Raw genomic sequence first — 19809 nt, 5'->3', positions numbered from 1 at the left:
CTCTGGCAGCAACAGAATATTCGGAAATGGAAACCGCGCTTCGCAAGAGGCGCGGTTTTCACATTTACCGAGACCAGTGCAGAATGCTGCGAAAAAGCAAGCCGACATCGTGGACAAGACCCACCGGCACGTTGCGTAAATTTCTGATTTTATTGGGGAAAATGGTGCTGCTAGAGAGATTTGAACTCTCGGCCTCTCCCTTACCAAGGGAGTGCTCTACCCCTGAGCTATAGCAGCATCCGGTGCCGAAGCGTTTGCTTCAGCATCAAGCGTGGCGGCCTATTGCCATAGGTTTTTGACGAGCGCAAGTCGCAAAACGATATTCTTCAACAAGCGGGGCAAAAAAGCGTTCCCCCTGTTGAAAAACGTATTTTTCGGATATTGCTGAATTTATGAACGAACATCATGACAAACAGGCAAAGGCGGCGGTTTCCGTGAACGCTTCAGAAGACCCCGTTGCCCTTGCGGCAAGCGGCAACGCGCAGGCAGGTCCCGGCGAGAAGGCGCGGCAACGCGAGGCGGAGCGCAAGGCGCGGGCAGCGAAGAAGCTGCGTGAAAACCTGCAGAAGCGCAAACAGCAGGTTCGCGCGCGCCGGGCCGGCGATGCGGATGAGACGATTGGCCTGCCTGCCGCAAAAACGGACGAATCATCCTCATAGAGAATTCACCAGCATCATTTGAAACGCCGCGGAAACTCGTCTAAGGACGCGCATTTCCGCAAGGCATGATTAAGAAAGGCGGGCACAGGCCCGTAGGGACGCATGGATCGCATCAGAATTACGGGTGGTAACAAGCTCAACGGCATCATTCCCATCTCCGGCGCGAAAAACGCCGCCTTGCCGTTGATGATCGCTTCGCTTCTGACCAGCGACACGCTAACGCTCGAAAACGTGCCGCATCTGGCGGACGTCGAGCAGCTCATCCGTATTCTCGGCAATCATGGCGTCGATATTTCGGTCAATGGTCGTCGCGAAAGCCAGGGCGAAGCCTATTCCCGCACGGTCCACTTCACCTGCCGCACCATTGTCGACACCACCGCACCTTACGAGCTGGTTTCCAAGATGCGCGCCAGCTTCTGGGTCATCGGCCCGCTTCTGGCCCGTGAAGGCCGTGCGCGCGTTTCACTGCCCGGCGGCTGTGCCATCGGCACACGTCCGGTGGACCTGTTCATCGAGGGCCTGCAGGCGCTTGGCGCAACGATGGAGATCGATGGCGGCTATATCAACGCCAGCGCTCCGAAGGGCGGCCTTATCGGCGCTGTTTATACCTTCCCGAAAGTCTCCGTCGGCGCGACGCATGTGATGCTGATGGCCGCGAGCCTTGCAAGAGGCACCACCGTCATTCACAACGCCGCCCGCGAACCGGAAGTCGTCGATCTAGCGCACTGCCTGATTGCGATGGGCGCGAAGATCGAAGGCGCTGGCACCTCCACCATCACCATCGAGGGCGTCACATCGCTTTCCGGCGCACGCCACCGGGTGCTGCCTGACCGTATCGAGACAGGCACCTATGCCATGGCCGTTGCCATGGCTGGCGGTGATGTGGTGCTGGAAGGCACGCGTGCATCGCTGCTCGACAATGCGCTGGACACGCTGCGGCTTGCCGGAGTGTCGATCAGCGACACGGAGACCGGTCTGCGCGTCGTGCGCAACGGCAACGGCATTCAGCCGGTCGATATCGTCACCGAACCCTTCCCCGGCTTCCCTACCGACCTTCAGGCGCAGTTCATGGCGCTGATGACCCGGTCGCAGGGTGTATCCCACATTACCGAAACCATCTTCGAAAACCGCTTCATGCATGTGCAGGAACTGGCCCGTCTCGGCGCGAAGATTTCGCTCTCCGGGCAGATGGCCCGTATCGAAGGCGTTACCCGCCTGAAGGGTGCGCCTGTCATGGCAACCGATCTGCGCGCCTCGGTCTCGTTGGTCATTGCGGGCCTGGTGGCGGAAGGCGAGACCATGGTTTCGCGCGTCTACCACCTCGATCGCGGTTTCGAACGGCTTGAAGAAAAGCTCACCCGCTGCGGTGCGCTGGTCGAACGCGTCAGCGATTGATCCTTTCATCGCCGCTCATTCGTTTTCTCCCCGTTGCAGAGCGGGCCGCGACTGCCTATTTCCTGTACAAGGAATAGACATTGCGGGCGCGGCCCCGCGGAAAAGGAAGAAAACGATGAGCGGCCTGAAATTGCTCGCGCTGGATACTGAAGATCTCTCCGTCATTTCGACGCACATGCAGGACAGCGTCTTCAAACTGAAGGACGTTGCATTCGAGGCAAAGCAGGGCCAATTTACACTTTCCGCCAATCGTTTCGTCTGGGAAAGCGCGAATAAAAAGAACCTGCCGCCGGAGCGATGCCGCAGCGTGGTTTTCCTGAAGCGGGTCTCCGCCGTCCGCTCGCACGGCATCAATCGCGCTGATAAGGAACAGGTGCTTTCGCTCCTTGCAATCCGCTTCGTGCAGAACGGCGAAGGTCCTGATGGCGCCGTCGAACTGACGCTTTCGGGCGGTGGCGCTATCGCACTCGATGTCGAATGCATCGAGGCGCAGCTGACGGATGTGAGCGGCGCCTGGGAAACTGCCGCCAAACCGCATCATCCCGATAGCGAATAAGCTCTCCACGCCATTGCAACGGTTGCCTTTCGTCACTGTTTCGATTTATGCCACATACCAGAGCCGCATTTTTCTGCGGTGAGTTCGTGCACCTCGCGGGATCGCCGCGAGGAAAATGAGAGGGTAATGGCGTGGCAATCTGGCTGGAGCGGGCATCGGCTGATTTCGAACAGAAATTCGCTGCCTTCCTGACAACCAAGAGGGAAGTTTCGGAAGACGTCAACGCGACCGTTCGCGACATCATCGATGACGTCCGCAATCGCGGCGATGCGGCCCTTGCCCACTACTCCATTAAATTCGACGGCATCGATTTCTCGAAGGTCTCGATGCGGGTGACAGCGGAAGAGATCGATGCGGCCGTCGCAGCCGTTGACAGAAGTGTCATCGAAGCTCTCGAACTCGCAGCCCGGCGCATTGAAAAACACCATGCGCGGCAGATGCCGAAGGACGATATCTACGAAGACGAGATCGGTGTGGGCCTCGGTTCACGCTGGACGGCGATCGAAGCTGTCGGCCTTTATGTGCCCGGCGGCACCGCGAGCTATCCAAGCTCCGTCCTTATGAATGCTGTCCCCGCCAAGGTTGCCGGTGTAGAGCGTATCGTCATGGTCGTGCCGGCGAATGGCGGCGTGATAAACCCCGCCGTTCTTGCCGCCGCGCGCATCGCAGGTGTTGAGGAAATCTACCGCATTGGCGGCGCACAGGCCGTGGCTGCACTCGCCTACGGCACGGAAACAATCACGCCTGTCGCCAAGATTGTCGGCCCCGGCAATGCCTATGTGGCGGCCGCGAAACGGCATGTCTTCGGAACTGTCGGCATCGACATGATCGCCGGGCCTTCCGAAGTGCTTGTCATTGCCGACAAGGACAACGATCCGGACTGGCTGGCCGCCGATCTTCTCGCGCAGGCGGAGCATGACCGTGGCGCGCAGTCCATTCTCATCACCGACAATGCGGAACTCGGCAAGGCGGTGGAGGCGGCGGTGGAACGGCAGCTGAAGCGGCTGTCGCGCGCCGAGACGGCAGCGGCGAGCTGGGCGGATTTCGGTGCGATCATTCTCGTCGAAAAGCTCAACGATGCCATTCCCTTGGCCAACCGCATTGCGGCCGAGCATCTGGAGCTTGCCGTTGACGATCCGGATGCGCTGATGGCGCATATCCGCAATGCCGGCGCGATCTTCGTCGGGCGCCATACGCCTGAGGTGATCGGCGATTATGTCGGCGGCTCCAACCACGTTTTGCCGACGGCGCGCTCAGCGCGCTTCTCTTCCGGTCTTTCAGTGCTGGATTTCGTCAAACGTACCTCGATCCTGCGTCTCGGGCCTGAGCAGCTGCGGCAGCTTGCGCCGGCGGCGATCACCCTTGCCCGTTCGGAGGGGCTGGACGCGCATGCGCGCTCCGTCTCCATTCGCCTCAACCCGGAAAGTTAAGAGATGGCTTCAGGCGATTTCCGGCTCTGCGATGTGGTTCTGGACGATAGCATCGGCCGGTCCACGCCGGACGTGGAGCATGAACGCGCCGTCGCCATTTTCGATCTGATAGAGGAAAACACGTTCGAACCATTCGGCCATGAGGGCGGTCCATACCGGCTGCACATATCGCTGGTCGATGCCAAGCTGGTTTTCTCGATCAAGACCGAAGACGAGAAGGATGTCTCGACCCATATCCTGTCGCTGACGCCGTTTCGCCGCATCATCAAGGATTATTTCCTGATCTGCGAAAGCTATTACGAGGCGATACGCTCCTCCACTCCAAGCCAGATCGAGGCGATCGACATGGGCAGGCGGGGCATTCACAATGACGGCTCGCAGACTTTGATGGACCGGCTTTCCGGCAAGATCAAAATCGATTTCGATACTGCGCGCCGTCTCTTCACCCTTGTCTGTGTGCTTTATTGGCGGGGTTAGAGATGAGAGATCCCGCCACGGCTCCAAATGGGGGACAGGCTCCCAAATCGGTCCTCTTCATGTGCGGTATGAACTCCATCCGTTCTCCCATGGCCGAGGTCATCGCCAAACGACTGGTGGCGCCCGGCATCTACATCCAGTCGGCCGGCGTGCGTGCGGGCGAGCGTGACCCCTTTGTGGATGCGGTGCTGGAAGAACAGGGATTTTCGCTCGGCAAACACAAACCGCGCACATTGGACGAGATCGAGGATGATTTTTTCGATCTGATCATTACATTGACACCCGAAGCTCATCACGCAGCACTTGAACTGACACGCTCGAACTCGCTCGACGTTGTCTATTGGCCAACCATGGACCCAACCGTCATCACCGGCACGCGGGACCAGATTCTGGATGCCTATCGCGAGGTGCGGGACCATCTTGCCAGACTGATTACCGAACGCCTGCCAGGTAGGCCGCAGCCGGCGGCGGATACGCTTTCAAAAGACTGAGGTTGAGTGTCCGTTTCGATCGGACCAGACACTTCAAACGCCGCACAGGACAGGCATTTATTCGATCCGCACCTCTCACCTGGCGAAAATCGGTTCCGATTTTCGCCGTGATGCTTTAGAGGTTCACAAATGTGCCGGGATTGTGTAGTTTCCGCGCAATTTTCCCGGACACGACAGGTCCGGCACTATCAACAGGAAGAAAACCCTTACATGACAAAAGAAGAAGTCCTCGAATTCCCGGGCATCGTAACCGAATTGCTGCCGAACGCAACATTCCGCGTGAAGCTTGAGAACGAACACGAAATCATCGCCCACACGGCGGGCCGCATGCGCAAGAACCGTATCCGCGTTCTGGCGGGCGACAAGGTGCTGGTCGAAATGACGCCTTACGACCTGAGCAAGGGCCGCATCACCTATCGCTTCAAGTAATCCGTTTTCGGCATTCGGAAGCCTGGGCAGCGCAATGACCAACTCAAAACAAAAGCTCGTTCTGGCATCCGGTTCGCCGCGGCGTCTGGAACTGTTGCACCAGATCGGCATCGAGCCGGCACGTCTGATGCCGATGGATATCGACGAAACGCCCGTAAAGCTTGAGCATCCGCGCACGCTGTGCCGTCGCCTGTCGTTACAGAAGGCCGAGGCTGCGCATGCGGCGCTGAAGAGCGAGCAGACGTGGAAAGACGCCTATGTTCTCGGCTCCGACACCGTGGTGGCCGTGGGTCGCCGCATTGTCGGCAAGGCGGAATATACCGAGGAGGCTTCCGCAGCGCTGCATCTTCTCTCGGGGCGCAGCCATTGGGTTTATACCGGCATCTGCCTTGTGACGCCCGGCGGCAAAATCCGTCAGAAGGTTGTGGAAACCAAGGTGCGTTTCAAACGCCTTACCACGCGCGAGATCGACGCCTATATCGCCTCCGGGCAATGGCGCGGCAAAGCCGGGGCCTATGGTATCCAGGGCATTGCCGGCTCATTCGTGCAGAAACTGACCGGCTCCTACACCAATGTCGTCGGCCTGCCGCTGTATGAGACCATGTCGCTTCTTTCCGGTGAAGGATTCGAGGTGACGTCGGGCTGGCTCGAAGGATAGACCATGACAAAATCATCTCCTGAAGGTTCGGGAAATGTCACGCCGCTTCGGAAAACGAAGCCATGTCCGGAGTGCGGGCGGCCCTCGACACGGGAAGACTATCCGTTCTGTTCGGATCGCTGCCGCTCGCTCGATCTCGCCCGCTGGCTGAACGGTTCCTACGCCATTCCTGTCGCCGACGACGAAAGCAGCGCGGACGAGCAGGACTCGTTCAAAAATTCCTCCGAATAACGTTGCGCCGCCGGAAAATCCGGCGGTGGAATACAGAATATTTTTAATGACCTTCAGCTCGCAGTATATTCACCGGGTTACCGACAGCCCGAAAGCCATATCACAAACCGGTTGACGCCCCTCCCCCGGCAGCCATTAGGGTTCCCCGATGGACGCAAGCCTGCAAAAAAGAGTAAGGCCTGGCGCGCTGCTGTTTGCGGTGCTGGCAGTTTGTCTTGCCATATTGGCAACGGTGCTGCTTGCCAATGACAAGAAACATCTCAAAAGCCTGCTGAGCTATCTCAACCTTGTGCCTGCCACACGCTCCGCCGAGCAGCCAGCCCGGATGAAGCCCGTGAAGCGGCAAAAGGTTACCGCCCAAAAACTCAATCTACCGCCGCATCTGCTGAAATTCGAGCAAGGCGGCGACAGGGCATCCTTTGCCCGCGACTTCGTTCTGTCCGGCAAGGACCTCTGCGACCGCTTTACCGCGGCGGGCTTTTCCAACCCGCAAGGCTGGCACGCAAGCCCGGTGAAGATCCGCAATTTCGAATGCATGGCCGATCTTGTGGTCGGGGACACGGCGAATGCGTCGGAACGGGCATCGCTTTTTCTCGACATCAGAGGCGAGGCGTCCGACGAGGTTCGCTCTATCAGGATGAAAGTTGTTGCGCCGCAGACACCTGATGGTGCCGTTATTCTGACGAAGCTTGAGGACGCGTTGGCGATGATCATCGAGCAGACCCGCTGGGCCGACCTTGCCAGCATGCTTGAGCCGGCACGCAGGCTGCAACCCTATCAGGCAGTGCATTTCGGTATTTCGGTCTCCCTAAAGCCGGAGCCGTCTGCGCCGCATCGGCTGAACCTGATTTTGCTGGCAACGGAACAATTGCCGGGACTGAAGCTCACGCGCAGCTTTTTCGACAGCGAGAAATGGCTTCCCGCTGCCACTCTTTCGGATCGACCGGTCCTCTATTTTTCCGTCAGGTAGAACCGCATCCCGAAAACCAACGGCTGCTCAGCCTATCGCTGCCAGTTTATGCTGCCCAGTTAGAATCCTGTCGCTTCGCTGGGCTTGACGTTTAGCCTCCCACTGAAGGGCCGTGCGAACGATGGTTGTGAGATCATTGAAACGCGGCGACCATCCGAGTTCCGACTGGATGCGGCTCGAATCCGCAACCATCGTGGCAATGTCGCCGGCGCGGCGGGGACAATGGATAACCGGGAAATCGTTTCCGGATTCCCGCTGCACGGCATGCAGCACGTCCAGTACCGAATAGCCGACGCCATAACCGCAATTGAGCGTTCGTGTGCCGCCACCAGCACGCAGATGCGCCATGGCGAGCATATGCGCGTCGATCAGATCGCTGACATGGATATAGTCGCGAACGCCGGTGCCGTCAGCGGTCGGATAATCGGTTCCGTACACCTCCACCTTGTCGCGCCGGCCGGTTGCCGCTTCGCACGCTACCTTGATGAGGTTCGCCACACCCGTGGGGGACGGCCCGGCACGGCCCTTCGGGTCGGCGCCGGCAACATTGAAATAACGCAGCGCCACATAGTTGAAATCATGCGCCTGCACGACATCGCGCAACATGATTTCTGAGGCGAGTTTCGACAGGCCGTAGGGATTTTCCGGGCTGAGAACTGCCGTTTCCGGCACCGGGCCATCAAAGGGTTGGTTCCCATAGACCGCGGCAGTTGAAGAGAAGATGAAATTGCGGATACCATGACCGACTGCCGCCGCAACAAGGGCGCGGGTCGTGCCGGTATTGTTTTCGTAATATTCCAGCGGCTGGCTGATCGATTCAGGGACGCTGACGGATCCAGCGAAGTGGAAAATGGTCTCGATCTGGTTGTGTTCGAAAATCTGGCCGAGCAAGTCGCGATCGGCGACGTCGCCGAGATAGAAACGCGCCGCTGGCGCGACCGCCCAACGTGATCCCGTCGAAAGACGGTCGACAACAACGACGTCTTCACCGGCGTCGAGCAAAGCCCACACCATGTGGCTTCCTATATAACCGGCCCCACCGGTGACCAGAACAGCCATGACATTACTTCCCTGTTTGCTTTTGTTGCGTCCATCAAAGCCAATAATTCTTCATCATTGATTACTTGCACAGCAAATACCCCACCTATCCCTCGCCCCTATGAAAAGGTGGCTTACGATTGGTTAGCGCAATGAAGTGTGTTTTATTTATTAGATGAAAATGTTCTCATAAATGGAACACAAGGCGCATAGCACAGAAAAGCCCGCACGTCGATTGGTACGCCGTGAGGTTGTAGTTTTAGCGGCTCGCCAAGATTCTTTTGGCAGAAAATCTGCCTGCCGCGCCAAATTCGGCGCGGCAGGGCGGGCTATCGCAGGATCGCGGTTATCTGCCGAGAATATAGGACGCAAGCCGATCGGCTGCGTCTTCGATCTGCTTTGGGTTGCGCAGGAAGCAGGCGCGGAGAAACAGCTCCCCGCCTTGGCCGAAGGCGGTGCCCGGCGCGAGGCCGACGCCGGTCTTGTCAACGATATCCAGAGCCGTGGCGCGGCTGTCGGTCACGCCGTCCACCTTGAGGAAGGCATAAAGAGCGCCATCCGGCTTCAATGTTTCCACGCGGTTCGTCGCGATCAGCGCATCGCAGAGAATGTCGCGGGATGTCAGAGCGCGTTCGTAGTTCTCGCGGACGAAACCGTCGCCATGGTCGAGAGCCGCGACTGCGCCGCGCTGCATGAACTGCGCCACGCCGGAGGTGGAATATTGAATAAGGTTCTCGATCACCTGGCCGATGACGGGTGGCGCCACAAGCCAGCCAACACGCCAGCCCGTCATGGACCAGTTCTTCGAAAAAGAATTGGCGAAGACGATTTTGTCATCCGGTTCCATCACGTCGAGGAACGACGGCGCACGGGTGCCAGTATAGTGATAAAGTGCGTAAATCTCATCCGCCACGATCCAGAGGTCGTGCTTGCGGGCGAGTGCCAGAACATCGCGAAGATTGTCTCGCGTTGCGGTCCAGCCGGTCGGGTTGGACGGCGTGTTGATAAAGAGCGCCTTCGTCTTACCGGTGATCGCACTTTCCAGCTTGCCGATATCGAGATCCCAGCGACCATCGTGGAAATCGATGCCGGCTGCGACCGCCTTTGCGCCCGCCACGCCGATGGCGGCAACAATATTGGGCCAGGTGGGCGTGAGATAGATCATCTCGTCGCCCGGCGAGGTCAGCGCTTGCACCGCAAGCGCAATCGCCTGCATGCCGGAACCTGTTACGTAAAAATGATCTGCGGATAGAGAGGCTGAAAAGTGACGCTCGTAGTAGCTGCTGAGCGCCTGGCGCAATTCGGGAATGCCGCGTTGCCAGGTATAGAAGGTCTCGCCATTGTTGAGCCCGTCGATGGCCGCCCTGTTGATGAAGTCCGGGCTCGGCAGATCGCCTTCGCCGACCCAAAGCGGCAGAAGATTGTCCCGTCCCCGGGCATAATTCACGACCTCGACAATGCCGCTCTCGGGAGCCGCCAGAGAGCGCGCACTCAGACTGTTCAAAATGGACATTAAAGACACTCCGTTTGGTGTCTTCTTATCGCATCGAACGGGCGATATGCATGATATTCCGTGCAACAGTCATGGATTTTCTTTATGGATGGATGCCCGGCGAGAGGGAGCTGACCCATGGTCAGCAATATCGCGCCGGGACAATCTAAGCTTCAGCGCGTCTTCAGCAGATCGCGGATTTCGGTGAGAAGCTTGACGTCTTCCGGCGGCGGAGCCGGTTCCGACTTTTCCTCGATCTTTTTCCGGTCGACAGAAGCGCGAAGCTTGTTGACCCCTTTGACCATCAGGAAAATGATCCAGGCGAGAATGAGGAAGTTGATGAGGACCGTGAGAAAGTTACCATAAGCGAAGACAGCGCCCTGATCGCGCGCGGCGGCAAGCGAGCTGGCGGTGACGCTGGAACTGAGTGGCAGGAAGTAGTTCGAAAAATCGAACCCGCCGAAAATCGCACCGACGATCGGCATGATAAGGTCGTTGACGACGGAATCGACGATCTTGCTGAACGCCGCCCCGATAATAACACCCACGGCCAGATCCATGACATTGCCACGGGCAATGAAGGTTTTAAATTCGTTAAGCATCAGATGGTCCCTCTCCTGCTTCGCGAGCTGAAGCTATGTGACTGTCCCTACGGGTTCAACCATATAGATTCCCTGTCCCATTTGGAATTCGTCAAGATTGCATTTATTAGGCTTTTTGCACGGTAGTCTTGAACTTTATGATCAGACCGCGCTCATTCTCAACGGCCCGGAATTCGCCTATGCTCGTTTTCAGGGATTGTTGCATGGGGAGGATGCGTGCTTCCTGGGTGGATCATATTCGGTTCGGCCTTCGCTTATGTCCTGCTGCTGTTTGCGGTTGCAAGTTATGGGGACAGGAACAGCCGGAAAAGAAACGCTCCCAAAAAGGGGCGGCCGTTCGTCTATGCGCTTAGCCTGGCGATCTATTGCACCTCCTGGACCTATTTCGGCGGCGTCGGGCTTGCGGCGGACAAGGGGCTGGAATTCCTCGGCATCTATACCGGGCCGATCCTTGCCTTCACCATTGGCATGCCGATCATTCGCCGCATCGTGGAGCTTGCCAAAACCGAAAAGCTGACGTCGGTTGCCGATTTCATTGCCGCCCGCTACGGCAAGAACTCCACCGTGGCGATGATTGTCGCCATCATCGCGCTTGTCGGCGCCATTCCCTATATCGCGCTGCAATTGAAGGCCGTTTCCAGTTCGGTGGCGACGATGGTCGATCCCGGCGATTACGGCATTGGCAGCGGCAACCTCTATTTCCTCGATCTGCCGCTGCTCGTCACCATCGTCATGGCGGGCTTCGCCGTCATGTTCGGCACCCGGCATACCGACGCCACCGAACACCAGGACGGGCTTATTCTGGCGATTTCGATGGAATCGCTCGTCAAGCTCGTCGCCATGTGCACCGTTGGCTTTTACGTTCTGTTCGTCCTATTCGACGGCCCCTCGCATTTGTGGGAACTTGCGTCGGGCAATGAACGGGCCATGCGGGCCATATCCTATCACACGCCCATCAGCCGCTGGATCGTGATGACCCTGCTTTCCGGTTTCGCGATCATCCTGTTGCCGCGCCAGTTCCATGTCACCGTGGTTGAAAATCGCACGCCGGAAGAGCTGCGCATGGCGGGGTTCCTGCTGCCGCTTTATCTGATTGCGATCAACATCTTCGTGCTGCCGATAGCGCTTGCCGGAATTTTGACGCTCGGCGCCAATGGCAACGCCGATCTTTACGTCCTGCAGTTGCCGCTTGCGCATCAAATGCCGGTCGTTTCGCTGATTACCTTCATTGGCGGATTTTCAGCGGCGACCGCTATGGTGATCGTTGCCTCGGTCGCGCTGTCGATCATGATTTCCAACGACATCGTCATGCCGATCTTTTTGCGGCAGAAGCTCTTGAACCGCTCGCCGCACCGGGACAACTTTGCCAAAACGCTTCTCAACATCCGCAGAACAGCGATCTTTGCGGTGATGCTTCTCGGCTACGGCTATTACCGTGCGGCCGATAGTGCCACCGGGCTTGCTTCCATCGGCCTCCTGGCATTTGCCGCCATCGCCCAGATGGCCCCTGCCCTTTTCGGTGGGTTGTTCTGGCGGCGCGCCAATGCGCGCGGTGCGATTGCCGGTTTGAGTTCAGGCTTTTTTGTCTGGGCCTACCTGCTGTTTCTGCCAAGCTTCGGCGGGCCTGATAACTCAGAGGTCGCGGCCACCGTTCTCGGCTTCCTGTTTTCTGGCAGTACGGTCTTCAACGGTCCCGAGGCCGACCCATTTGTGAACGCGGTCATCCTCAGCCTGCTCGTCAACAGCATGGCTTTCGTGCTTGGCTCGCTTTCACGCAACCCGCGACCCGTGGAGCGCATCCAGTCCGGCATCTTCGTGAAGCGCCATTCGAAATCACAATTCGCCACGCGCGGCTGGAAAACCCGCGTCAGCGTCGGCGATCTCAAAAGCGCGATTGCCCGTTATCTCGGTGAAGAGCGCATGCTGCGCTCACTGGCGACCTATGAAAAGACGGCCGGCAGGAAGCTCAATGACGACCAGCCCGCCGACATGGCGCTGATCCATTTCTCCGAACAATTGCTGGGCAGTGCCATCGGCTCCTCCTCAGCCCGTCTCGTGCTTTCGATCATTCTCCAGAAGGCGGAGGACACCAGCGCTGACACGGCCTGGCTGCTGGATCAGGCAAGCGAGGCGCTGCAATATAATCAGGACATGCTGCAAACGGCGCTGGCGCAGATGGACCAGGGCATCGCCGTTTTCGACAGCTCGCAGCAGCTGACGATCTGGAACCGGCGCTTCCGCACCCTTCTCGATCTACCTGAGCAATTCGGGCAGGTGGGGCTGCCGCTGACGGACATCGTTTCCATGCTGCAGGAGCGCGGCGACATGCCGCCGGGCGACACGGAACAGCTGATCACCAGTTTCCTGACCATGGACCTGCCTTTCTCGCTAGTGCTTGGCGGCGGCGAACGCATCATCGAAGTGCGCTCCAACACCATGCCGGACAAGGGTATCGTCGCCACCTTCACCGATATCACGCAGAGAGTGGCGAGCGATCAGGCACTGAAACAGGCCAATGAAACGCTGGAACAGCGTGTGGCGGAACGAACCGTCGAGCTTACCCGCGTCAACCGCGAACTTGCGGAGGCAAGGGCATCGGCCGACGAGGCGAACATCGGCAAGACACGGTTTTTTGCTGCCGCCGGCCACGATATCCTCCAGCCGCTGAATGCCGCGCGGCTTTATTCCTCCTCGCTGGTCGAGCGGCTTGGCGCCTCGGGGGAAAGCGATCTCGTCCAGAACATCGATTCGGCGCTCGAGTCGGTAGAGACCATTCTCGGCGCGGTGCTCGATATTTCCCGCCTCGACACCGGTTCGATGAAAGCGCGCATGACATCGGTGCCGCTGAACGAGCTGCTGAAACGCATCGAAACCGATTTCGCGCCGATGGCGCAGGAAAAGAACCTCGATCTCGTGGTCATGCCCACCTCGCTCACCGTCCGCTCCGACCCCAACCTGTTGCGGCGGCTGATACAAAACCTCGTCTCCAATGCCATCAAATACACGCTGAGTGGCAAGGTCATCGTTGGCGCGCGCCGCCGGGGAGGCGATGTCGTCATTCAGGTGACGGATTCCGGCATCGGCATTCCCGCATCCAAATTCCGCACGGTTTTCAAGGAATTCGCCCGGCTGGATGAGGGTGCAAAAACGGCCTCCGGCCTCGGACTTGGTCTTTCAATTGTCGACCGGCTGTCGCGCATGCTGCACCATCCGGTACAGCTGATTTCCACACCCGGAAAAGGTACGACATTCCGTATCCACCTGCCGCGCGAGGCAGACCGCCTGACGCCAGCCAAGGCCGCTGGAGGGATCACCAATCCGGTGGCGAGCGACCGGCTTGCCGGCGTCAGGGTACTCTGCATCGACAACGAGCCGAAAATCCTTGAGGGCATGACGTTATTGCTGACGGGATGGGGCTGTGAGGTGTTGCCCGCAGGTTCGGTGGCCACACTCGAAGAACCGTTCCTGACAATGTCAGCGGCGCCGGATGTCATCATTGCCGATTATCATCTCGACGATGGCGACGGTATCAGCGCCATCCGCCTGATCAGGACATTCTACGGCAAAACGATCCCTGCCCTGCTTGTGACGGCGGACCGCAGCCCTGAAGTGCGCAGCGATGCGGAAAAATACGGGATTTCCGTCCAGCATAAACCGGTCAAACCGGCCGCGCTGCGGGCCTATATCAACCAGATATCCAGCACGGCCCGCGCGGCGGCGGAATAAAAAAACTCCCGGACCTTGCGATCCGGGAGCTCTTCGACTTTCAAAAATTCCAATGTCAGGCTGCGCGGCTCAGTCGATCCTGGCCAGTCGCCGAGCCCTGCTCCATCTGAAAACGCTGAACCAGATCGAGCAACGCTTCCACTTCGCCCGACAGCACCCTGCTGGCTGCGCTCGACTGTTGGGCAAGCGCCGCGTTCTGCTGGGTCATCTGATCCATCTGGTTGACGGACCCGTTGACGTTGTGGAGCGCGGAGGACTGATCCTGCGTCGCCGTCGCGATGGTTTCGACATGCTGGCTGACGGCGACAATCTGATGGCTGATGGCTGAAAGAACCGTGCCCGCTTCCTGCACCAGCTTCGATCCGGAGCTCACCTCATGCGTTGACTGGTTGATGAGCTGCTTGATTTCACGGGCCGCGTCTGCGGAGCGTTGTGCAAGTTCACGCACTTCCTGCGCCACGACCGCAAAACCTTTGCCCGCCTCGCCCGCACGCGCAGCCTCGATGCCAGCATTGAGGGCGAGAAGGTTGGTCTGGAACGCGATGTCATCGATGACCTCGATGATCTGCTCGATCTTGCGCGAGGCGTCTTCGATACGGCCCATGGCGTCCACGGCATTGCTGACGACCGAACCGGAACTGTCGGCGCTCTGTTTGGTGATGCGGACGGCCTCGTTGGCTTCGCGCGCCCGCTCGGCCGACGATCTGACCGTTGCGGTGATTTCCTCGACAGCGGCTGCCGTCTCTTCCAGCGAGGCCGCCTGATTCTCCGTGCGCTTCGACAGATCGACCGACGATTGCTCGATTTCAAAACCGCTATGCTGGATGACCAGGGTGCGCTCGCGGATTTGCCCCAGCGCATCGCGCAGGTTGAGAAGGGATTCGTTGAAGTCCGTGCGCAGACGATCCAGACGGCCGTTAAAGGGTGTCTCGATCGTGCGGCTCAGATCACCGCGCGAAAGCCTGCCGAGGCCGGACGCGATCTCGCTGACCGCGAATTCGATCTGGCCGTCCAGCTCCTGCTTCTCGGCATCGTTGCGGTGACGCTCCGATTCCGCCACGGACCGTTCCTCGGCGCTTTTGCCCTCGATCGCGAGTTTCTCAAGCGCATTCTCGCGGAATATCACGAGAGCGCGGGCGATGTTGCCGAATTCATTGGTATTGGTGGCATAGGGGATCGGCGTATCGAGATTGCCGTCCGAAAGGGACTTCACCGCATCGGTAAGCTTGCCTAGAGGCTGCAGGGTGCGCCGGATGACGAAATAGGCGAGCAATCCCACGCCGACCATGGCAACTGCGCCACAGATCAGCATCAGGTCGCGCAGGCCGAAAATCTGGGCTTCGTAGACGGCCATGGGAACGCCCACGAAAAGAATACCGACGGTCGCTCCGGACTTGTTGAGAACCGGCATGTATCCGGTCATGTAATTGGTGCCGAAAAGCGTGGCGGCGCCGAAATAACCCTCACCCTTGGAAACCTTTTCGAAAGCGGGATGGTCGGTGGCGAGCTTCGTGCCCGCTGCTCTCTCGCCCTTTTCGTTCTTCAGATTGGTGGTCATGCGAATATAATCGCCGGCCTTGGCTTCAAAAACCGTGGCGATGCCGCCATTACCGGCAGCCGTGCGGTCGACGAGATCATTGTCGCGCAGTGTCCCGATGCTGGCGCGGCCGATACTCTTGAGCTCTCCATCCACCATTTCGAGGGCCACGCCGCCGACCTTCATCTCGTAAAGGATCGCCATGCCGCGCATCGCGCTGTGCGTGTCACGCAGCGCAGTGGTGATGATATTGTCCTTCAGGCGAATGTATGTCGAAAGACCAACTGCCGCGACGCTGAGCGCAATCAGGCCGATCGTCAGCACGACGACCTTACCCGCAACGGACTTAAAGAGCCGGTTGTGCATGAAACAGTTCCCCAAAACCAAACTTATAAAAGTTCTAGTTGGCAACTGTTAAAAAAACGCGAAGTACCGATAGCAGCTTTTAGAGTGGATTACACAAGCCGCGCCGGCGCCTGCCGGCTTATAGGGACGGGAAAGCCCGCCCCCTCAATCAATGGATATAGCCGAGCCGGATGGCCTTTGCGATCGCCTGGATACGGTTGACGGAATCGAGCTTGATCGTCGCTGAACCCAGATAGGCGTTGACGGTGTGTACCGAAAGCCCGAGCTTCACCGCGATTTCTTCGCTGATACGGCCATCACCCGCCAGTTGCAGACAGGCGATTTCCCTTTCGCTCAACGCTTCAGACGGTGCCACCTTGCGCTCATCCAGCGCCAGCATATCGACCATGATCTCGCAGCATTTAATGTGCTGTTCGATGACGACCTCGTTGTCGAGAACGAGGTTGCTGCCACAGAAAACGATGTAGCCGTTGCCAATCGTGCCGAGCCGCACCGGCAAAGCCAGTCCCGCATAGGGCAATGTATCGTTCTCGATCCGGCGCATCAAAGCCGGCACGTCAGGAAGATCGGCAAAACCGCCGGCATTCTTGTTACGCCAGATGACCGGCAGCAGCGATGTCTCGATATGATCCAAAAGAATATCGCCGACCGCGCGGATGAACTGCGCGCTCTGTTCGGCGGCATTCATGCCCCAGTTCTCCAGCTCGCAGGTCAGCTTCTTCTTGTTGGGGAAGCCGGAGGCGGCAGCCTTCGTCACCACGAAATTACGTGCGCCAACCAGTTTCTGCATGGCGACCAGCTTCGGAAACAGATCCGACCGGCTTGTCACAACAGGGCTGCGGTAAAACATACCGCTGCTTTGACTCGTACCCTCATTATCTTTCGTCTGTACCATGGGTCCCGACCATCTATACGAGGTTGTTGCGCACGGCGTAGGCGATTGCCTCCGAGCGGGTTTTCGTCGCGGTTTTCCGCATCACACTTGTAATGTAATTATTGATCGTATTGCGCGAAATGCCAAGTATCATCGCAATTTCGTCGCTTGTCTTGCCTTCCGCGATCCAGAACAGGCACTCAAGCTCACGTTCTGTGAGGTCGATGTCACGCACGGCCTTTGCTTCGCTGGCAATGCCGAAGCTGACGCAATAGCCGGTCAGAAGCGCAATTTCGCGCAGACGGTCCGGCGAAGGAACCGAGTGTTCAGGAAACAGCAGCAGAAGCGAAAGACGAATGCGTCCCACACAGAAGGAAAGCGCCGAATATTGCCGGTCGATGCCGAAGGGGACAGAAACGTCGTCCGGAAGAACAAGCAATCGCGGCTGCAGAAGCGAAAGGCACTTTTCCATTTCGCTCGATCTGTTCTGGCTGTTGGCGAGTTCGGCACCAAGCCTGCGCACCAGATCGAAAGGCCAGTCGGATGTGATGATGAATTTCAGTCCGGTTTCTTCGAGAAGATCCTCCCGCGCCAGCAGATAATGCGAGGCGCCGGCGTAGGTTACGAGCAGATCCAGCGCGCCTGAAACGTTGCCGGCAGCGGCCGAGGCTGCGACGTTCTTGGCAAGCTGGTCGCGTGGCAAGGGCTTACCCATGCCCTCCATAGGCTTGGCAGACAGCCTGCGGATATCAACATCGACTTTCAATCGCCTACGCCCTCTTGCTCCCAATGGGGAGATTATACCTCGGGATGGAATCATTCCATTCGAGAAGCTTACCAAAATGGGATGGTGAGCCCCCGGAGACCGAATCACTTCATTTTATGGAACGGACTGGGATTTGCCATTACCTGACACCAGCCTTTCCACGTATTTCCTTGTTCGTCTATTCCTAAAAAACATACTGAAAAGCTGACCAATCCATAAACGGCATTCTCAGCCTATTCCCAGCAAACTGTATCGTTGCTGAATTTTTTGTAAACAGTGTCCCAAAGCGGGAATGCGACGGCGCGCGGCGCCAAGATACCAAAGAACCCGGAAATGCGCAAAAGGCCGGGATAACCCCGGCCTTTTTCAAAATCATGCAGCTTTTTCCACTGCCCATTTGCGAAGTATCTTGGCTGCGCGTTCTTCGCTGATTTCCACCATGCGGGAGAGCCTGCGCTCCGGTCCTTCGCGAACCCGGCGGTTGAAGGTGCCTTCGCTGTCGCCGCCTGCCAGAAGATCGTCGGTGCTGTCGAAGCCGAAATCCGCCCCAAACCCTTCCATGAGACCACCAGCACCCGCATCCATGCCGGGAGAGAAATCCGGCAGTTCGAGGCCTGCGGTCTCCTGGCTGATCTGGCCTGCTGCCGCGCCGTTGCCGGTGACCGTACGAACCAGAGGGCGTACACCGAGCCAGACCACGAGGAAAGCAACAGCGACGAAGGCGAGCGAGTTGATGATGCCTGCCGAATTGCGGCTGAGCACTTCCATGATGCCCGGCCCGCTTGCGGCTTCGTCGAGCAGCTGCGTTTCGAGGAAGTCCATCGCCGTCAGCGTGACGATATCGCCGCGATCGGAGGAAACCCCCGCAGCCGAGGTGACGATCTTCTGCATTTCGGCAAGATAGGCGTCGATCTTGGCCTGGTCGACGGGTTCGCCGACCATCTTGGCGATGCGACCCTTGTTGACGACTACGGCGACCGAAATCTTCTCGACGGTATAGCCATTCTTGACGGTGGCGACCGTTTTGGAATTGATTTCGTAGTTGGTCTGCTCTTCCTTCTTGGCCGACTGGTCGGAAGACTGCGGGCCACCTGCGCCGCCCTGGGGCGCTGCCTGCGGTACGTTCTGTTCCACGGTCGCGGCCGTATCGGGCTGCGTTTCCTGGGATTTCTGGTCTTCCTTAACGGTGCGGACGGAGCGCTCGACGCGCGATTCCGGATCGTAGACGGTTTCCTGAATCTGCCGGCTGTCGGTATTGAGCTGCGCCGTCACGCTGGAGCGGAAATTGTCCATGCCGAGGAACGGCGCCAGCGCCTTGTCGATATTGGTGGTGATTTCCTGCTGAACGTTCTGCGCCAGCGTCAGCGAGCGGTTCATGGCGGCGTTGGTGACGTCGTCACCGGAAGCGAGGAGCTGGCCGGTGGAATCGAGCAGCGTCACGTCATCGACTTCAAGGCCGGGAACGGCCGAGGCGACGAGATGACGGATGGAAGCGGACGCCTTGCGCCCGGCGGTGGCATTGGCTCGAATCATGACCGATGCGGTGGGCTTCTGCTCACCGCGGCGGAAATTACCGACATCCGGCATGACGATATGGACGCGTGCGGCCGCAATTCCGTCGATCTGCTGAATGGAGCGGCTGATCTCACCCTCAAGCGCGCGAACCCGGGTCACTTCCTGCATGAAGGAAGTCAGGCCGAGAGAACCGACATTGTCGAAAAGCTCATAACCGGCATTGGCACTGTCAGGCAGGCCGCGCTCGGCCAGAAGCAGCCTTGCCTTGCTGGTGAGGCCGACCGGAACCTGGAGGCTGGCGCCATCCGTTCCAACCTGAAAGTCCAGCCCCGCTTCGGCGAGTGCAATGCTGATCTTGTTGAGGTCGCTTTTTTCAAGTCCCACATAAAGGGTCTCGTAAGCGGGACGGTTCACGTAAAGTGCTGCTGCAAGGATAATGGCCATGGACAAAATGCCCACGCCGCCCAGCATCAACAACCGTGTCTGACCCAGCGCCGCGAAATTCTTCAAGACCTGAGGGATTTGATTTAACAGATTCATTCTGTTCCGCACCGTCATTCATAGAGTCCGAGACCTTTTGGCCCCGTAATGACAATA

18 protein-coding genes and 1 tRNA gene are annotated in these 19809 nt (G+C 58.4%); 11 read left to right on the top strand and 8 right to left on the bottom strand.

Going from position 1 to position 19809, the window contains the following annotated elements; all coding sequences use genetic code 11:
• Nucleotides 1-162: 162 nt before the first annotated feature.
• A tRNA-Thr gene (locus tag QE432_RS15580) sits at nucleotides 163-237 on the bottom strand.
• Nucleotides 238-392: 155 nt separating this feature from the next.
• Here QE432_RS15580 and QE432_RS15575 point away from each other — a divergent pair.
• The 10 genes from QE432_RS15575 to QE432_RS15530 all read left to right on the top strand — a co-directional run bounded on the left by QE432_RS15575 (nucleotide 393) and on the right by QE432_RS15530 (nucleotide 7296).
• Nucleotides 393-659, top strand: coding sequence for a hypothetical protein (locus QE432_RS15575; protein ID WP_013635467.1), 267 nt, complete (start codon nucleotides 393-395; stop codon nucleotides 657-659).
• Between the two features lie 102 nt (nucleotides 660-761).
• The gene (gene murA, locus QE432_RS15570; protein ID WP_013635466.1) at nucleotides 762-2054 is read left to right on the top strand and encodes a UDP-N-acetylglucosamine 1-carboxyvinyltransferase; all 1293 of its coding nucleotides are present in this window, start codon (nucleotides 762-764) and stop codon (nucleotides 2052-2054) included.
• Nucleotides 2055-2169: 115 nt separating this feature from the next.
• Entirely contained in the window at nucleotides 2170-2610 is a 441-nt protein-coding gene (locus QE432_RS15565; protein WP_080799414.1) for a DUF2948 family protein, read from the top strand.
• 131 nt (nucleotides 2611-2741) lie between these two features.
• Nucleotides 2742-4040 carry a histidinol dehydrogenase gene (gene hisD, locus QE432_RS15560; protein WP_306624874.1) on the top strand — a complete coding sequence of 433 codons (1299 nt, stop codon included), beginning with the start codon at nucleotides 2742-2744 and terminating at the stop codon, nucleotides 4038-4040.
• Between the two features lie 3 nt (nucleotides 4041-4043).
• A complete protein-coding gene (locus QE432_RS15555) occupies nucleotides 4044-4517 on the top strand; it encodes a UPF0262 family protein (protein ID WP_003515052.1) in 474 nt (157 codons plus the stop codon).
• A gap of 2 nt (nucleotides 4518-4519) precedes the next feature.
• Nucleotides 4520-5008 (top strand): arsenate-mycothiol transferase ArsC, encoded by a 489-nt coding sequence (locus QE432_RS15550; RefSeq protein ID WP_065688347.1) that lies wholly within the window; start codon nucleotides 4520-4522, stop codon nucleotides 5006-5008.
• 210 nt (nucleotides 5009-5218) lie between these two features.
• Complete coding sequence (gene infA, locus QE432_RS15545) at nucleotides 5219-5437, top strand: translation initiation factor IF-1 (RefSeq protein ID WP_003493814.1); 219 nt, start codon at nucleotides 5219-5221, stop codon at nucleotides 5435-5437.
• A 34-nt stretch (nucleotides 5438-5471) separates the two neighbouring features.
• Complete coding sequence (locus tag QE432_RS15540; RefSeq protein WP_003515050.1) at nucleotides 5472-6095, top strand: Maf-like protein; 624 nt, start codon at nucleotides 5472-5474, stop codon at nucleotides 6093-6095.
• A 3-nt stretch (nucleotides 6096-6098) separates the two neighbouring features.
• Nucleotides 6099-6326, top strand: a complete 228-nt coding sequence (yacG, locus tag QE432_RS15535; protein ID WP_003515047.1) for a DNA gyrase inhibitor YacG — start codon at nucleotides 6099-6101, stop codon at nucleotides 6324-6326.
• 148 nt (nucleotides 6327-6474) lie between these two features.
• Nucleotides 6475-7296 (top strand): DUF6030 family protein, encoded by an 822-nt coding sequence (locus tag QE432_RS15530; protein WP_306624871.1) that lies wholly within the window; start codon nucleotides 6475-6477, stop codon nucleotides 7294-7296.
• Nucleotides 7297-7323: 27 nt separating this feature from the next.
• On the opposite strand, the gene galE is transcribed toward QE432_RS15530, so the two are convergent.
• The 3 genes from galE to mscL all read right to left on the bottom strand — a co-directional run bounded on the left by galE (nucleotide 7324) and on the right by mscL (nucleotide 10428).
• Nucleotides 7324-8355, bottom strand: a complete 1032-nt coding sequence (gene galE, locus QE432_RS15525; protein WP_306624869.1) for a UDP-glucose 4-epimerase GalE — start codon at nucleotides 8353-8355, stop codon at nucleotides 7324-7326.
• 325 nt (nucleotides 8356-8680) lie between these two features.
• A complete protein-coding gene (locus tag QE432_RS15520; protein WP_065703807.1) occupies nucleotides 8681-9847 on the bottom strand; it encodes a pyridoxal phosphate-dependent aminotransferase in 1167 nt (388 codons plus the stop codon).
• 152 nt (nucleotides 9848-9999) lie between these two features.
• A complete protein-coding gene (gene mscL / locus QE432_RS15515) occupies nucleotides 10000-10428 on the bottom strand; it encodes a large conductance mechanosensitive channel protein MscL (protein WP_003515034.1) in 429 nt (142 codons plus the stop codon).
• Between the two features lie 216 nt (nucleotides 10429-10644).
• On the opposite strand from mscL, the gene QE432_RS15510 reads away from it, so the two are divergent.
• Nucleotides 10645-14154 carry a PAS domain-containing hybrid sensor histidine kinase/response regulator gene (locus tag QE432_RS15510; protein ID WP_306624867.1) on the top strand — a complete coding sequence of 1170 codons (3510 nt, stop codon included), beginning with the start codon at nucleotides 10645-10647 and terminating at the stop codon, nucleotides 14152-14154.
• Nucleotides 14155-14209: 55 nt separating this feature from the next.
• On the opposite strand, the gene QE432_RS15505 is transcribed toward QE432_RS15510, so the two are convergent.
• From QE432_RS15505 to fliF, 4 genes are all read right to left on the bottom strand, one after another.
• Nucleotides 14210-16057 carry a methyl-accepting chemotaxis protein gene (locus tag QE432_RS15505; protein WP_306624865.1) on the bottom strand — a complete coding sequence of 616 codons (1848 nt, stop codon included), beginning with the start codon at nucleotides 16055-16057 and terminating at the stop codon, nucleotides 14210-14212.
• A gap of 148 nt (nucleotides 16058-16205) precedes the next feature.
• Complete coding sequence (visR, locus tag QE432_RS15500; RefSeq protein WP_003515015.1) at nucleotides 16206-16907, bottom strand: transcriptional regulator VisR; 702 nt, start codon at nucleotides 16905-16907, stop codon at nucleotides 16206-16208.
• A gap of 58 nt (nucleotides 16908-16965) precedes the next feature.
• Nucleotides 16966-17697 carry a transcriptional regulator VisN gene (gene visN, locus QE432_RS15495; RefSeq protein WP_003515014.1) on the bottom strand — a complete coding sequence of 244 codons (732 nt, stop codon included), beginning with the start codon at nucleotides 17695-17697 and terminating at the stop codon, nucleotides 16966-16968.
• A 372-nt stretch (nucleotides 17698-18069) separates the two neighbouring features.
• The gene (fliF, locus tag QE432_RS15490) at nucleotides 18070-19752 is read right to left on the bottom strand and encodes a flagellar basal-body MS-ring/collar protein FliF (protein WP_003515013.1); all 1683 of its coding nucleotides are present in this window, start codon (nucleotides 19750-19752) and stop codon (nucleotides 18070-18072) included.
• Between the last annotated feature and the right edge of the window lie 57 nt (nucleotides 19753-19809).

Origin of the sequence: Agrobacterium sp. SORGH_AS_0745 (assembly GCF_030818995.1) — a bacterium.
GTDB lineage: Bacteria > Pseudomonadota > Alphaproteobacteria > Rhizobiales > Rhizobiaceae > Agrobacterium > Agrobacterium tumefaciens.
Note: the sequence above shows the minus strand (reverse complement) of the source record. Positions and strands in the feature narration are given on the sequence as shown.